Source organism: Rhodococcus sp. YH3-3 (assembly GCF_001653035.1).
GTDB classification, from domain to species: Bacteria; Actinomycetota; Actinomycetes; order Mycobacteriales; family Mycobacteriaceae; genus Rhodococcus_F; species Rhodococcus_F qingshengii.
Genome location: NZ_BCWH01000002.1, coordinates 612,317 through 627,130 on the forward strand (window position 1 = coordinate 612,317; position 14,814 = coordinate 627,130).

The window sequence follows — 14,814 nt, forward strand, 5'->3', positions numbered from 1 at the left end:
AGTGCTCGGGCCCAACCTCATCAGGTTGGGCCCGAGCACTTTTCGTCTCGGCGGCTGTAGTTCTGCCTCGTCTGGGGCGGTGGGGGCCAGAGGGGTGACGGAAAGGGTCTCGGATGTCCGACGCCGACGCCGACGCCGACGGTGACGGTGACGGTGACGGTGACGGTGAGTATCGGATCCGCGACACGAACAGGCCCGTCGAAAGTCGTGGTGACTTCAGACGGGCCTGTACGTCGATCTGCCTGCAGCTACAGCTGCTTACGTGACGGCCTCTGCAGGTCGAGCGCCGGTGATCATCGAGACGATCTCGTCGGCGGTGGTTTCCTTGGTGTTTCGGCACCCGACGACCTGGCCTCGCCGGAAAACGTACACCCGGTCGGTCAGTTCCAGCACCTGTTGCATGTTGTGGCTGACGATGATGACCGCGACTCCGCGTTGTTTGAGGCGTTTGATGATGTCGTGGACGTGGGCGGTCTCCTGCAGGCCCAGTGCCGCTGTGGGTTCGTCCATGATGATGAGCTTCGATCCCCAACCGGATGCGCGGGCGATGGCGATACCCTGGCGCTGGCCACCGGAAAGACCCCGAACGGTCCGGTGTACCTCGGGCACGTTCACTCCGATCTCCGTGAGCAATTCGGTTGCACGCTTGGCCATCTTGCGTCTGTTGAGCACGCTCAAGCCGCCCAAGTTGATCAGCTTCTCTTCACGCCCGAGGAACAGGTTGGTCAGGACGTCGAGGTCGTCTGCGAGTGAAAGATCCTGATAGACGGTTTCGATCCCGGCTTCGCGTGCATCGATCGGGCTTTGGAACTCACAGTCCGCACCGTCGAATCGGATGGTGCCATCACTCGACGGTTGCGCGCCGGAAAGGATCTTGACGAAGGTGGACTTGCCTGCGCCGTTGTCGCCCATGATGGCGATGTGCTCACCGTGTCCGACGCTGATGGAGGCGCCTTGCAAAGCTTTGACGCCGCCGTAGAACTTGGAGAGGTTCGTAGTCTGGAGAAGAGGCTCGGTGGTGTTGGTGATAGTACTCATTGAGGTGGTTCCGATCTGGGGGGTCGTCTCGAATCAGTACGCTGCGGGAGAGTCGGCGACATTGGCGGATGTTACGGGCGGGATCGGGACGAAGATCTTGGGTTGCACCGTGCCACCGTCCAGCAGGGTCAGCATGGCGGCGACAGCTTCTCGCGCCATCTCCTTGGGATCACCGTTGATGGTTCCGTACGTGTCTCCCGCGAGGATGCTCTCGCGCATCTCTTCCGGATAGTCGTTGCCGACGAAGACGATTTCGCTTCGGCCCATAGACTTGGCCAGGCGGGCGCCCGCAGCCAATTCAGGTCCTTGCGCGACAACGGCGTTGATCTGCCCCGCCGGATACTTCGCGAGCCAGTCCTGGGTCAGGCTGATGGTCTTGTCGTTCGCCCAGTTGTTCGGCTGCTCTTCTACGAGCTTGACGTCGGGGAAGTTCTCCTGCAGTTCGGCACGGAATCCTTCCGACCGACCGATCTGCGGCCCACTGCCGAGGATGCCGGTCATCAAGGCGACGTTGCCCCGATTGCCTATTGCTCCTGCGACCATCTTCGCCTGCTCGCGTCCGACCTGAACGTCGTCGGTCCCTACGAACGAGGAGACCGGGGCGTCTTCGGACAGCGCCAGGGAGAATGCGATGACCGGGATTCCTGCTGCTTCGGCTCGTTTGATAGACGGAGTCATGCTGTCCTGGTCGCTGGGGGCGAGGAGAATGGCGTCGACCTTCTGCGTGACCAGCTGGTCCATTCCGCTACTCATCTGAGCGATGTCGTTGTGCCCGTTGACAACACTGAGCTTGTATCCCGCAGCTTCAGCTTCTTCTTGCACAGTCGAGATGGCTACGTTCATCCATGGGTCGACGCCGACGTCGTACACCACGAAGCCCAATGTCTTGTTCGCACCCGAGGAAGGTGCGGTTCCGCAGGCCGTGAGTGCGACGGCGACGAACGCAGCCAGGCAAAGGGCAAATGCGGTTTGGATCGTTCGAGAAGTTCTTCTTACGGTCATGTGTTTTCACTCCTGGAATGTGGTTGGCTGCGAGGGGAATCGGATGTATCAGCGTTTGCGGGCGCTGCGGAACGCTTCGAAGCCGACTGCGAGCAGAACGGCCGTACCCGTCAGCGCCGGCTGCCAGTAAGCGGACACGCTGTACAGGTTCAACGCGTTTGTCAGGACGGTGAGCGACAGGATGCCGATCACCGCGGAGCTGATGCCGCCGACTCCGCCGGTGAGTGGTGTGCCGCCGATGATGACGGCGGCGATGGCGAGAAGTGCCCACTGTGTACCTGTTGCCGGACTCCCGATTCCGGAGATCGAGACAAGAAGAATTCCTGCGATGGCGGCGCACAGCCCGCCGATGGCATAGACGGCAATCAGAACCCGATCGACATGGATTCCGGCGCGGCGCGACCCTTCCTTGTTGCTCCCGACGGCGTAGATGTGCTGGCCGAAGAGCGTGCATCGTAAGACGAACAGCAGAATCAGGATGACCACGACGAATGTAAGACTGGCAAAGGAGATTCCGGCGATGTTCTTCAAGCCCAGATCGGTCCATCCGGAAGGAAGAGGAGCGATCGGGGTGGCGCCGGTTGCGGCGTACAGCAGTCCGGTGACGACGGCTTGTGTACCGAACGTGGCCACGAATGGGTTGATGCCGATCTTGGCTACGAGGATGCCGTTCACGAAGCCGGCGAGTAGACCGGCGACCAATCCGACGAGAATTCCGATGGCTATACCGTGCTGGAGACTGACGTACGCTGCAGCGCATCCGGCTGCCGCTGCCACGATTCCGACCGAGAGATCGAAGCCACCCGAGATAATCATCAGCTGCATACCGCCGGCAATGATTCCGACCATCGCCGCCTGTTGCAGCACGTTGAGCAGGTTGTCCGACTGCCGGAAGATCGGGTTGGCGATGCACAGAATCACCACCGATGCGACCAGTACAGTCAGCATCACCCGCTGAACGACCTGCGAAGGTGTGCTCGGCAGAATGCGTTTGAGCAGAGCCGGTAGCCATTCCTGCGAGGATGCGTGGGGCGGCTGAGGTGCCGCGGAACGAGTGGAACGGCCGACGTCATCGACAGAGATTCCCGCGCTTGGCGGCCGTTTCTGCTGGTCTTCGGTCAGGGGCATTGAGGACTCCTCGAAAGGGTGTTTCGGTGTTCGGTCGAAAGAGCGAAATCAGGTCACCCGGTCGCACGGCGTTGTGCGTGTCGAGATTCGGATCGGTGCCCTGCAGTTCGCGTTCGGTTCGAGAATCGGTAGCGATTACTCGGACGGTGGGCCGGCAGTACAGGGGCGCTGAAACAAATCTTCGGACAGGTAGGAAGCGGGTTCGCCATGTGTCTCAACTCTGTTTGGCGACCCCCGGCGAAGCCCTGGGGTTGTAGAAATACTGTCCTGTGACTGCATTCACAGCTAGACGCAAGCCGGGAAAGATGTCTCGGCTGGACGACACGTTTTGTGTAGTGTCTTTGACATGTCTTTCACGGTTGCGGACGCTCTGGAACTCTCACTGATCCGCGCGGCCGGTCCTCACGTACTCACCAGCGGAACGGATCTGGATCAACGCGAAGTCCGATGGGTTCACTCGTCCGAGATCCCCGATATCGCACGATTTCTCAGCGGCGGCGAATTGTTGCTGACGGCGGGCCTCGGTATAGGGGAAACAGAAGCCGAGCAGCGTGCTTACGTGAAGGCGGTTTCTCGAGCCGGTGCGGCAGCTCTGGTGATCGAAGAATCCGGTCGCATGTTCGATCGAGTTCCTCAAGCTGTTGTGCAGGAAGCCCAACAAATGCTGCTTCCGGTGATCGCGCTGACCCACGAAGTGTCGTTCGCCGGAGTCTCCGCCCAGGTGCACGAAATTCTGACCGAAATGCGACTTCGGAGCCTGACTCGTGAACGTGAGGTCGAAGCAACATTCTCGGGATTGCTGCTCGACGGCGCAGACCATCTCGGAATAGTGGAGACTCTGGCGGCGCTCACCGACAGCACGGTGGTTCTGGAAAACATCGCTCACCGGGTGACGGTCTATTTCTCAGTGGACGGTGTCGAATTCGACGACGACGAGTGGAATCGTCACGCCAGAGTATCGCACGACAATGAAACTGATTGTGTCCGAAGGCCCGTCGTCATGCGTGGTCAACCGTGGGGGTGGATCCACGTGCTCCAAGGACAATCGCCGACCGCGCCGTTCTCGGCTGAATTCGCGGCGGAGCGGGCAGCAGCAGCGATCGCGATCTCGCTTCTCACCGATCGTAGCCGCGAGGCGCGTGACGATCAGCGCAGTACCGCTTTGATGACACACTTGCTGCTGGGAGAAATTTCCGGCGATGAGTTCGTGAAGCAGGCCAGTCGTCTGGGGTATCGGCTCGGATCTGGCCTGATGCGAGTGTTCGTGGCCAACAAGAATACTCGTGACGATTCTGCTGGAATCCGGCCCAAGCGCAGGAGCAGTCCCAATGCGATCAGTGCCGACATGGGTGATTACATCGTCACGGTGGCGCCGGAAGTGGGTGGCCGTCCGCCGGAGATCGAGGATCTTGTCGGTTTCGTCGGTGCGGGTGTCGGTGTGAGCCGCGCTATTTCACGTGACATGGTTGCTGTCGCGCTCACTCAAGCGCGCAGTGCTGCCGCGGTCGCCCGAGCTTCTGGTGGTGTCCTTCACTTCGACGAACTGGGGGTCGAGCGGATTTTGGTGACCCTGGCGCAGGGCCCGGAACTGGCGAGCTTCGTCGAAGACGAATTGGGTCCGTTGTTGACGAAGGATGCGCACTCGGCCAGTCCGCTACTGCCGACACTGCGCGCATTTCTCAGCGTCGACGGTCGCAAGACTGAAGCGGCGGACAAGCTCTACGTGCAGCGCAGAACTCTGTACAACAGGTTGGAGCGGATCTCGACGATTCTCGGGAAATCCCTTGATGCCCCGGAAACGCGGCAGCGCTTGCTGTTGGCAGTCAAAGGTCTCGAGCTGCTGGAGGGGTCGGCGATCAGTTCGTCGCGACGTTCCGGAAGGAACTAGCATTCCGACTTCGATGAGGGGGACGGCGGTGCGGGCTGCGCGCGCGGCAGTGAGACGGCCTGTTGCCGGCAATCCGCACAGGGAACCACCGGGCAGTCCCAAGATGACGAAACCGAATCCGCTGGTGGTGAGCTCGAGTGCATTCTTGACGTCGGGTGTCCCTGTCGCCCAAGAGGCTTGGCAAGCTCCGTGAAGTGCGAAAGATGACAAGCAATGCCCATTTCGTGCGGTCGAGCACGAACGGCGACTTCGGCTAGAGCATTTCGTTGATTCCCTTCATAGAAGAGATGAGTGAATCGTATCACTAGGTGATACGATTCACTCATGTCGGTGGTGGTAAAACAAGGTGAAGGTTGAGATGTGGCGCGACAGGCGAAAGTATCGCAAACCGCGGTGTCGCGCCTACCTTCTCCCGAAGTGTCCAGTCGGGGCAATCGCCGCTGTCGACAGTACGTCTCACGGACGTCGTCGTGTGTACATATGCGGGACCTTCAGTGCAGAAACATCTTTCAGGCTACCGAGCTACGGCAGGAGTGGGGCGACGAACATGGCTGGTCACCGTATGGAGGAAGAAGTGGGGTACGTCTGTGTCACGTGTCGCCATATCGGTTCGTCGTTGCCTATGCCCAAGCCGTCTGTGCCGCTGGCCGTGCGAGCTCGATGCAACCTCTGTGGCGAGATCGACACGGCGATGTCGGGGCGGAAAGACGATGTGCCATACCGTGTCGAGCTCTTCGGGGGCTTTCGTAGAGCTTGGACGCATGCAGTCCGGTGTGGGCGAATGTGTGAACACCATCTACTGTGACGACAGGTCAACCGAAGCCAACACTCGGTTGAAACGAGACCACGATAGAATTCGTGAGATCGTCAAGGGTTACGGCGGATGATTCGTCCGGAGCAAGGGGAGTCGCTTCAGTGGTTACGATGAAGGACGTGGCGCGGGCAGCAGGCGTCTCCCAAGCCGCTGTCTCATACGCGTTCAGTAACTCTCCGAAAGTTTCTGCATCGCAGCGTGATCACATCTACGCAGTCGCTCAGTCTTTGTCCTACGCCGGGCCGAACATCGTCGGCAGTAGCCTGCGCTCCGGCCGAGTCGGAGCGGTTGGCATCATGGTGATGGAGTCGTTGGGGCACGCACTGGAAGACCCGTCGACCATGCTGTTGATGAAGGGGGTAGTCGAAGTCAACGAACTCGCCGACGTTGCCCTGACTTTGTTGCCGTTGGTCTCCAGTAGGGAAGAAGGATTCAATTCTCCCGCGGTCAGAGGTTTGGTCGACGGAGTCGTCCTGCACAATGTGACTCCTACCCACCCGATCATTGCGGCCCTGATTCACTCCGGAACGCCGGCAGTTGCGATCGATTCACCCGCGGACTGCGGCTTGCCGTTCATCGGAATCGATGATCGCGCTGCAGGATTCAAGCAGATGGCCCATCTCTTGGATCTCGGGCACCGAAGAATCGGTGTGGTCTGCGAACGTTTGAACATCGGTGGCACCGACGGGTCGATCTCCAAGACAGTTGTCGAACATTCTTCCGAGCGGGTCCAGCGAGATCGGATCCTCGGGTACTTCGATGCTGCAACTGCGCGGGGAGATGCCGGTGTCTCGATCGAGGTTTACGAGGCTTCAGGTATCGATCGTGACAGCGGCGTCCGTGCTGTCCGCTCGATGGTCGAGAAACTGAATCCGACCGCAATAGCCACGACGTCAGATGTCTTTGCCGTCGCTGCCTTGAGCGTGCTTCGTAGCATGAATATCCCAGTACCTGAGGTTGTTTCGGTTGTCGGATTCGACGATGCCCCCATCGCCGAACTCATGGATCTGACCACTGTGCGTCAACCGCTGGTGGAGAAGGGCCGCGCCGCAGCCTCCATGCTGCTCGACAATATCGACGGCGCGAAGCGAAGGCAGAAGATCTTCAAAACCAAGCTGATCGTCCGAAACTCGACAGGCCCGGTCAGCACAGTCTGAACGAGACCATGCTGACCGGGCCGGAGTGGTCAGGATCGATAGACTTTCCGGTACAGTTCGGCGATTTCCTGTGCGCTGGGCACCACCGGGTTGTTCGACGGAGAACCCGACGCCAACGCCTGGTCCGCCATCAGTGGAATGAGCTCCTCCCAGCGAGTCTCGTCGATGCCGAATGTGCGCGGACTGGGTACCTCTACGTCGACGCACAAAGTATCGATGAAGTCGACCAGCTTGTGCGAGGCCGCCTCGTCTGAGTCGCCGCGATCTGCCGCGCCCAGCTGCCTGGCGCAATCGGCGTATCGATCACGCGCCCCGGGTATGGAGAACGCGGTGATCGCCGGAAGCAGCATTGCATTGGAAAGTCCATGCGCCACATGGAAATGTGCGCCGATCGGACGACTCATCCCATGTACCAGGCACACGCTCGCATTGGAGAACGCCATACCCGCCTGAGTGGAAGCATGCATCATCTGTTCGCGCGCCTCCCGATCTGAGCCGTCACGGTACGCGCGCAAGAGGTACTCCCCGATTGTCTTCATCGCAGACAGTGCGAGCCCGTCCGAGATGGGGTTTGCCTTCTTACTGACGTAGGCCTCGATCGCGTGTGTAAGTGCGTCGACACCTGTGTCGGCCGTCAGTCTCGGCGGCATCGACATCGTGAGGTCGGAATCGACGATTGAGGCGATCGGAAGAAATGAAAGTCCAGGGCACAGCATCTTCTCGTCGGTGGTGACATCCGTGATGATCGTGAATTGTGTTGCTTCCGAGCCACTTCCTGCCGTCGTCGGGATGGCGATGATCGGAAGCGCCGGCCCCGCGTACACCCGAGGGGCTTTGAAATCGCGCATGACGCCGCCCTGCTTGAACAAGACGGCAAGTGCTTTTGCCGTGTCCATCGGGCTGCCACCGCCGAAGCCGATGATCGAGTCGGCATCGTGGGCGGTCAGAGCGTCGAGACCAGCCTGTAGAGAATCGGTAGTGGGGTCGGGAACCGTCTCGGAGAAGAGTGCGGCCTTCTTTCCTGCTGCTGCAACGATCTTCAGCAATCGATCGGCTGAACCATTGCTGACCATGAATGCGTCGGTGACGAGAAGCGGACGCTCGATGTTCAGATCCGTCAGCACTTCGCCGAGACTCTCGACGGACCCAGGACCAAGTTTCAAGAACCGGGGAAATGAAATGTTGGCAACCATGCCGATCCCTTCGAATGTTGTGAATGTATTTCCCAGCCCGTGGTATTCGGACGGGATAGGGACTCAGTTGTTTTCGGGGAAGCCGAGGTTGATGCCGCCGTGGCTGGGATCGAGCCAGCGGGTAGTGACGACCTTCCCGCGGGTGAAGAAGTGGACACCCTCGGTACCGTGAGCGTGCGTGTCGCCGAACAGGCTGTTCTTCCAACCACCGAAGCTGTAGTAGGCCATGGGGACTGGAATAGGGACGTTGATCCCGACCATACCAACCTCGATCTCGTTCTGGAAGCGACGTGCTGCGCCACCGTCATTGGTGAAGATCGCGGTGCCATTCCCGAATGCACTCGAATTCACCAGGTCGAGTGCTTCGTCGTAGGAGTTCACCCGCACGACCGAGAGCACAGGGCCGAAGATTTCGTCTGTGTAGATGCTCATGTCGGTGGTGACGTGGTCGATCAGGGTCGGGCCGAGCCAGAATCCGCCCTCACCACCGTTCGCCTGCACTTGCCTGCCATCGACGACGAGTGTCGCGCCGGCGGCCTCACCGGCGTCGACGTAGGAGGCGACCTTGTCGCGGTGGGCCTTGGTCACCAGAGGGCCCATGTCTGAGTTCTTCGTGCCGTCACCGGTTTTCAGGGTGCGGGTCCGCTCGGCGATCTTGCCGACGAGTTCGTCGGCGATGTCGCCGACGACGACCAGTGCCGAGATCGCCATGCAGCGCTCGCCGGCCGAGCCGAATCCGGCGTTGACCATTGCGTCGGCGGCCAGATCGAGGTCTGCGTCAGGCAAGACGATCGCGTGGTTCTTCGCTCCTCCGAGAGCCTGAACGCGCTTTCCATGGCTGGTGCCGGTGCTGTACACGTACTGGGCGATGGGGGTTGAACCGACAAACGAAACGGCCTTGATCGCAGGGTTGGTCAGAAGTTCGTCGACAGCTGTCTTGTCGCCTTGCAGGACGTTGAACACGCCTGCTGGAAGTCCTGCCTCGGCCCAGAGTGCCGCGATCCACAGCGAAGCAGATGGAACTTTTTCGGACGGCTTGAGTACTACCGTGTTTCCGGTGGCGATCGCGATGGGGAAGAACCACATCGGGACCATCGCGGGGAAATTGAACGGCGAGATTATCGCGACCGGGCCGAGTGGTTGACGGATCGAGGTGACGTCGACGTTCGTCGAGGCATTCTCGGTCATACCGCCCTTGAGCAGGTGCGCGATGCCACAAGCGAATTCGACGACTTCCTGGCCTCTTGACACCTCGCCGAGTGCGTCGGAGAGGACTTTGCCGTGCTCGGCGGTGATTATCTCGGCGAGTTCGTGCTTGCGGGCATTGAGCAGTTCGCGGAACGCGAAGAGGATTGCGGTTCGCTTGGCGAGCGAACTGTCGCGCCAATCGGGAAACGCAGCAGCAGCTGCGTCGATAACGGCGCGTGCGTCTTGCACGCTGGCGAGCGCGACACTGCCAGTGACGGCGCCGGTCGCAGGGTTCGTGACCGGCGCGGAGTTTCCGCTCGAACCGGGGGCGATCGTGTTGTCGATCCAATGTGCGATGACAGTCATGACTATTCACTCCTGAGGCTGGGGTTGATTCGAGTCTGTGCCGCAGAATTGCCGTCGTCAACAAGTAAGATCGCAGTACTCAATGCAAAATTGCAGCCAAGAACGGGAATGGCGATGTTTACTTCTGACAACCTGCGCTTTCTGCTGGAACTGTCACGCACGGGGCGCATTTCGGATACGTCGAAGCGGCTGGGGGTCGATCAGACCACTGTCTCCAGGAGAATCTCTAGGCTTGAAAAAGACATGGGAGCAAGGCTTTTCGATCGCGGCGTCTCGGGCTGGCAGCTGACCGAGGCGGGCAGGCGATTGGTTCCCTACGCGGAGAGTATCGAGTCGACGCTACTTTCTGCGCTCGGTGAGACGACCGCCTCGGCGTCGCCGAGCCTCAACGGGACGGTCCGGATCCTGACCCCAGACGGCTTCGGTGCCTTCGTCTTGGTTCCGGGCCTGCGCTCTGTCCGTGTCCGGCACCCGGATTTGTACACCGAAGTGCTGACTTCGACTACCCACGATGTGTTGACCGGGCGTGACTTCGACGTCGCCGTCACGTTGGAGCGTCCCTCTCCCCGATCTGTGGTCGTCAGCAAACTTGCGGACTACAACTTGCGGCTTTACGCCTCGCATCGGTATCTGGAGACGCACGAGTCGATCTCGTCGGTGGACGACCTACGTCATCACACGCTCGTCTGGTATGTGGACGCGTTCTTGGATGTCGAACCTCTGCGTATCCTCGACCGGATACTGCCCACCGGGCGGGCGCAGATCCAGACCAATAACATCGCTGGTCACTACGAGGCGGTCAGGCACGGTGTGGGAATCGCGCCCTTGCCGACATACATCGGCGCGACCGACGATGACCTCGTGCCGGTGCTGCGTGACGAGTTCGTAATTCGGAGGTCGTATTGGCTCGTTGTCCCGCGCGAGCTGATCAGATTGGCCCGCGTACGGGCGATAAGCGATGCCTTGCATGAGATTGTCGACAGGAATCCCGACCTCCATGCGCGGTGATGTGCGTTTCCTGTATTCCCCGGGTTGGGCGATGGTTGACGGTCAGTTTGTAGCGCCTGAGGAATGATCGCGATGTCAGGTGTGGACGCTGTCGAAGGGTCTTGTGGAATGTGCGAAGAGGGGTGGGTTACCCCGAGGTCTTCAACAATTCGAGGGCTGCGTTCCGGCCGGCACCGAAGGGGTTGGTGCCGATACCGATCCCGTCTGCGACGAGGGCACCTTCGTGAAGCAGCATGATTGCCTCGACGAGACGTTCGTCGGCTAGTCCGTCCGTCGCCAGAATGCGCCGGAAAAGGTCTGACATCTCCCGCTTTTGTTCGGCGATGACAGCGAACACCGGATGTGAGTGATCGCTGAACTCGGCGTGCGCGTTGATCATGCTGCACCCTTTGCCTCCGCTCGCCTTGGACCAGGAGGCGGAAGCGTCGAATACCGCACTCAACTGTTCGGCGCGGCTAGCTCCGGCTGATGCGAGCTTCTCGTCGCGAAAGATTCGCCACCGCCGATCTCGAGCCCTCAGGTATTCAACGACGAGACCGTCTTTCGAGCCGAACCGTTCGTACAAAGTCTTCTTCGTGACCCCGGCGTCCAGTGCGACGGTATCCACGCCTACGGCATGAATCCCCTTTTCGTAGAACAGCTTCGACGCAGACTCCAGAATGCGACGCGCTTTCGGAGTCAATTCGGGTGTGGATTCCTCTGCCATGGACAAAAGTATACCGATCTGTATAGTCGGGCTCATGAGTAAACAGATCGGTATACCTCGGATCGTGACCTCGAGATCTGCCGTGACGGCTACCTTGTCGGTCCTGTTCGTCGCGTGCTGGAGTTCGGGATTCATCGGAGCCAAACTAGGCGCCGGCAGTGCCGGGGTCCCCACGCTGCTGATGTGGCGTTTTCTCCCGCTCGCGGTGGTACTGCTCCCGATTGTCTGGTTCTCCGCCCGGCGCCAGAACACGATGCCGACACCACGGGCTCTCGGCAGGCAGGTGGTGATCGGGATGCTCTCCCAGAGTGGCTACCTGTTGTCGGTGTACTGGGCAGTCGATCTCGGCGTGAACACCGGAACAACTGCGCTGATCGACGGTATTCAGCCGCTGGTGGCTGCCGCGCTGCTCGGTCCGGTCCTCGGTGTCGCAGTCCCGCGTATGCAGTGGGTCGGGTTGGCGATCGGAATGGGCGGCGTCGTGATGGTCACGGCAGCCGATGCCGGGGCCGGTACATCGGCGCCGTGGTGGGCGTACGCGATTCCGTTCCTGGGGATGCTCAGCCTGGTTGCATCCACCTTCGTCCAGCAACGCGCTCCCACGTCTACACCGCCACTGCAGGCTTTGGCCATCCACTGCTCAACCAGCGCAATAGTTTTCACAACTCTGGCGATCGTCTCGGATGCTGCCGTACCGCCGAGTATCAGCACATTCTGGATCGCGTTGCTCTGGTTGATCGTGTTGTCCACCTTCGGTGGTTACGGGCTGTACTGGTTGTTGCTCCGCCGCATCGGCATTACGTCCGTCAACACCCTGATGTTCTTGATCGCCCCCGTCACCGCGGTCTGGGGCGCACTGATGTTCGGAGAATCCTTCACTCCGTTCACCGCGCTCGGCTTGGCGGTGGGCATCGTCGCCGTCGTCGTGGTCACCCGGGTGGGTAATCGCCCGAAGAAGCAGGACGAGGGCACGGATTCCTGCCCGCCGAGAGCTTCGATCACGTCGCGCTGATGAAGGCCGATCGGGATGTGAACCGCTCGCGGAGCGCGGTGAGTTGCTCTGCGGTGAGCTTCAGTCCGTTGATTGCGTAGTCCTCGACGGTGCCGAAGTGCGTGCGCATTTCGTCGAGAGCTGCGTCGAAATAGCTGTCACGGACTCCGAGGAGGGGTCGTAGCACTTCTGCGTCAACGCCTTTGCTCGCGGCGAAGTCGAGGATCGGTTCTGTCATGGGAGCCAGATCGGTGTTCGTCTCCAGGTAGTCGGCGCGTACATCGGCTTCGTCGGCCCCGAGGAGGAGTAGGAAAGAGGTCGCGGCCCACCCGGTTCGATCCTTGCCGGTGGTGCAGTGGAAAAGTGCTGCCCCGGTGCGTTTTTCGTCGATGAGGTCGAGGTAGAACGTGCGATAGGCGTCGAGAGCGGACGGCAGGCTGACGAAGTTGCGGTTGGCTTCCTCCATCTGTGCGATCCCACGTCCATCGCTGATGGTCTCGGCGTATGCGACCGGGTCCGTCATGAGTAGTCCAGTGGCCGCGGCGTTTTGGGCATTGTCGGCAAGTACGTCGAGCCAGACTGTGCGCGTCGAGTCAGGGAGATTGTCGAGTGCGCCGTCGCGCTCGGCGGCGGTCCTCAGGTCGTATACCGTCCGGACGTCCAAGTCGGCGACCGCGGCAAGGTCGTCGCCGTCGAGTTTCGCCAGAGTCGCCGAACGATAGAGCGCGCCCGCGCGGACGGTGCCGTCCGCAACAGGAATGCCACCGAGGTCCCGGAAGTTCGGAGCGGTCTTCAGGAGAACGCGGCGATCGAGCGGGTGAGTTGGCATGGCTGACTCCTTGTGGGTTCCGTTTCCGAACTGATCATTCATGCCTTCTGCACACTGCGCACGAGCTTTTCGGCATTGCGTCTCTTGATCCACTTGTCGATGACGAGAGCCATGAAGATCCACCCGCCCAATGCCGTGATCACCCACACGATGATCGGGGCGAGGATCCAGGACCCGACGCCGCTGATCTCGATACCGTCGGGGACCAGGGTCGCAACCCAGAGCGCGAGCAGTGTGGCGACCAAGCCGACACCACCCGCGAGCGGAGCCGCGTAGTGCAGTGCCACGCTGAGCACGAATGGGCCGAGGATCATGTGTGCGAGGGTGAATACACCGATAGCGGCCAAGAAGCCGTTCACGCTCAGGCTGACCCCGGGAAGAGCAAAATGCACGACGATCAGCGCGATCGCGCCGAGAACACATTGCGAAACGAGCTGAAATAACAGACGCATGGCTTGTACCTCCGTGATCAGGTCGAGTCACCCGAGAGTGGTGTGTGCGTGGGGAACGCTTTGCTGCAGGGCTTCGGGACGAGGCGCCGTCCAGGTGCCGTCGAGCACGGAGGGACGGGGGCGGTACAGGCGCAGTACGTAGTTCCACCCGGGCATGATGGGCAGTGCGTTCGCGACGCCGTCGAGATGGACCCCGAAGCGAATGGTGGTGCTGCCGTCGGAGTCTGGGGTGGCCGTGAGGCTGTTGATGCTGTTGACGCCCAGAGCGTTCTCTTCGAAGTATCCGGCCGCGTTGTACAGCGAGACCGACCAGAACGCATCCACGGGAACATCGTTCAGGCGGAGACGGTATTCCCCGACCGGGAGACGTTCGTCGAAGTTGACGTAGGTGGCCTCGTACTCGGGAAGGCCACCCCAGCCGGATGCGGTACCGAGCAGGTGCCTGATCGGATCGACTTCCGCAGCGGTACCGAATGAATGGTCGTACGTGGTGATGCCACGCGCGAGTGCGAGGAGTGCGTCGCGGGTCTCGGTCTGCGATTGCTCGTCGTAGTCGGGCAACGGGAACTCTCCCGTTCCGCCGCCGTCGATGTTGAGGGCGTCTTGCAACCGGTTCACCTCGGCGACGTCTTCGGGGCTGTTCGGATCGACGAGGATGCGCACGATCAGTGCGGCGTAGTCGGTCCCGACCAATTCACGCGTGAGCAGGTGCTCTCCCGGGTCGCGCAGGATGACGGGACCGTAATGATCTTGACTGACCACCCACACGGAGATGTAGCGCTTGCCGGTATCGGGCACCGTGATCGTGACGTTCTCGCGCACGTCGATGATCGCGCTGCTGTACAGAGTGTCGCGGTTCTGGCGGATGATCGGCTGGTTGTCGAGTGACCCGAGATCACGAGTGTGGTTCCACGTGCCCAGGCCGACGCCCGCGGCCAGGCGAGCGAACATGAGATCGGACTCTGCCCGATTGAAGTTCAGGACGTTGACGGCGATCGTGGACATAGTGGGTTCCAATCGGTGTCGGGGTACGGAAGCGGGCGCGGTAATCCAT

At 60.7% G+C, this 14,814-nt stretch carries 14 protein-coding genes; 5 read left to right on the top strand and 9 right to left on the bottom strand.

From position 1 onward, the window contains the following. The first annotated feature begins 113 nt into the window (after nt 1-113). Nucleotides 114-266 carry a hypothetical protein gene (locus tag YH3_RS36055; RefSeq protein ID WP_164490599.1) on the top strand — a complete coding sequence of 51 codons (153 nt, stop codon included), beginning with the start codon at nt 114-116 and terminating at the stop codon, nt 264-266. Here YH3_RS36055 and YH3_RS15615 read toward each other — a convergent pair. From YH3_RS15615 to YH3_RS15625, 3 genes are read right to left on the bottom strand one after another with little or no spacing between them, the layout of a single operon-like run. Then, nucleotides 259-1,038 (bottom strand): ATP-binding cassette domain-containing protein, encoded by a 780-nt coding sequence (locus YH3_RS15615; protein ID WP_019745466.1) that lies wholly within the window; start codon nt 1,036-1,038, stop codon nt 259-261. The genes YH3_RS36055 and YH3_RS15615 overlap by 8 nt on opposite strands. Nucleotides 1,039-1,071: 33 nt before the next feature. Then, a complete protein-coding gene (locus YH3_RS15620; protein ID WP_054188412.1) occupies nt 1,072-2,040 on the bottom strand; it encodes a sugar ABC transporter substrate-binding protein in 969 nt (322 codons plus the stop codon). Between the two features lie 48 nt (nt 2,041-2,088). After that, complete coding sequence (locus tag YH3_RS15625) at nt 2,089-3,168, bottom strand: ABC transporter permease (RefSeq protein ID WP_021331893.1); 1,080 nt, start codon at nt 3,166-3,168, stop codon at nt 2,089-2,091. Between the two features lie 346 nt (nt 3,169-3,514). Here YH3_RS15625 and YH3_RS15630 point away from each other — a divergent pair, with 346 nt between their 5' ends. Both YH3_RS15630 and YH3_RS15635 read left to right on the top strand, forming a co-directional pair. After that, nucleotides 3,515-5,056 (top strand): PucR family transcriptional regulator, encoded by a 1,542-nt coding sequence (locus YH3_RS15630; protein WP_042923930.1) that lies wholly within the window; start codon nt 3,515-3,517, stop codon nt 5,054-5,056. 924 nt (nt 5,057-5,980) lie between these two features. After that, a complete protein-coding gene (locus tag YH3_RS15635; RefSeq protein WP_081377525.1) occupies nt 5,981-7,027 on the top strand; it encodes a LacI family DNA-binding transcriptional regulator in 1,047 nt (348 codons plus the stop codon). Nucleotides 7,028-7,056: 29 nt separating this feature from the next. On the opposite strand, the gene YH3_RS15640 is transcribed toward YH3_RS15635, so the two are convergent. After that, the gene (locus tag YH3_RS15640; protein WP_042923934.1) at nt 7,057-8,220 is read right to left on the bottom strand and encodes an iron-containing alcohol dehydrogenase; all 1,164 of its coding nucleotides are present in this window, start codon (nt 8,218-8,220) and stop codon (nt 7,057-7,059) included. Between the two features lie 63 nt (nt 8,221-8,283). After that, on the bottom strand, nt 8,284-9,774 hold the full coding sequence (locus YH3_RS15645; protein ID WP_054188408.1) for a CoA-acylating methylmalonate-semialdehyde dehydrogenase: 1,491 nt from the start codon (nt 9,772-9,774) through the stop codon (nt 8,284-8,286). Nucleotides 9,775-9,888: 114 nt separating this feature from the next. Between YH3_RS15645 and YH3_RS15650 the strand changes: the two genes are divergently transcribed. Further along, a complete protein-coding gene (locus tag YH3_RS15650; RefSeq protein WP_064444202.1) occupies nt 9,889-10,782 on the top strand; it encodes a LysR family transcriptional regulator in 894 nt (297 codons plus the stop codon). A 127-nt stretch (nt 10,783-10,909) separates the two neighbouring features. Here the strand turns inward: YH3_RS15650 and YH3_RS15655 are convergent, their stop codons facing one another. Further along, the gene (locus YH3_RS15655; protein WP_042923936.1) at nt 10,910-11,488 is read right to left on the bottom strand and encodes a TetR/AcrR family transcriptional regulator; all 579 of its coding nucleotides are present in this window, start codon (nt 11,486-11,488) and stop codon (nt 10,910-10,912) included. Nucleotides 11,489-11,570: 82 nt separating this feature from the next. On the opposite strand from YH3_RS15655, the gene YH3_RS15660 reads away from it, so the two are divergent. After that, the gene (locus YH3_RS15660; RefSeq protein ID WP_064444203.1) at nt 11,571-12,500 is read left to right on the top strand and encodes a DMT family transporter; all 930 of its coding nucleotides are present in this window, start codon (nt 11,571-11,573) and stop codon (nt 12,498-12,500) included. Here YH3_RS15660 and YH3_RS15665 read toward each other — a convergent pair. Genes YH3_RS15665 through YH3_RS15675 form a run of 3 tightly spaced genes read right to left on the bottom strand, consistent with a single transcriptional unit; the run spans nt 12,487 to nt 14,765 of the window. Then, nucleotides 12,487-13,308, bottom strand: a complete 822-nt coding sequence (locus tag YH3_RS15665) for a tyrosine-protein phosphatase (protein ID WP_003939715.1) — start codon at nt 13,306-13,308, stop codon at nt 12,487-12,489. The two genes, YH3_RS15660 and YH3_RS15665, sit on opposite strands and share 14 nt — an antisense overlap. A gap of 38 nt (nt 13,309-13,346) precedes the next feature. Then, entirely contained in the window at nt 13,347-13,760 is a 414-nt protein-coding gene (locus tag YH3_RS15670) for a phage holin family protein (RefSeq protein WP_003940418.1), read from the bottom strand. 27 nt (nt 13,761-13,787) lie between these two features. Next, nucleotides 13,788-14,765, bottom strand: coding sequence for a DUF1214 domain-containing protein (locus YH3_RS15675; RefSeq protein ID WP_030537231.1), 978 nt, complete (start codon nt 14,763-14,765; stop codon nt 13,788-13,790). Nucleotides 14,766-14,814: the final 49 nt, after the last annotated feature.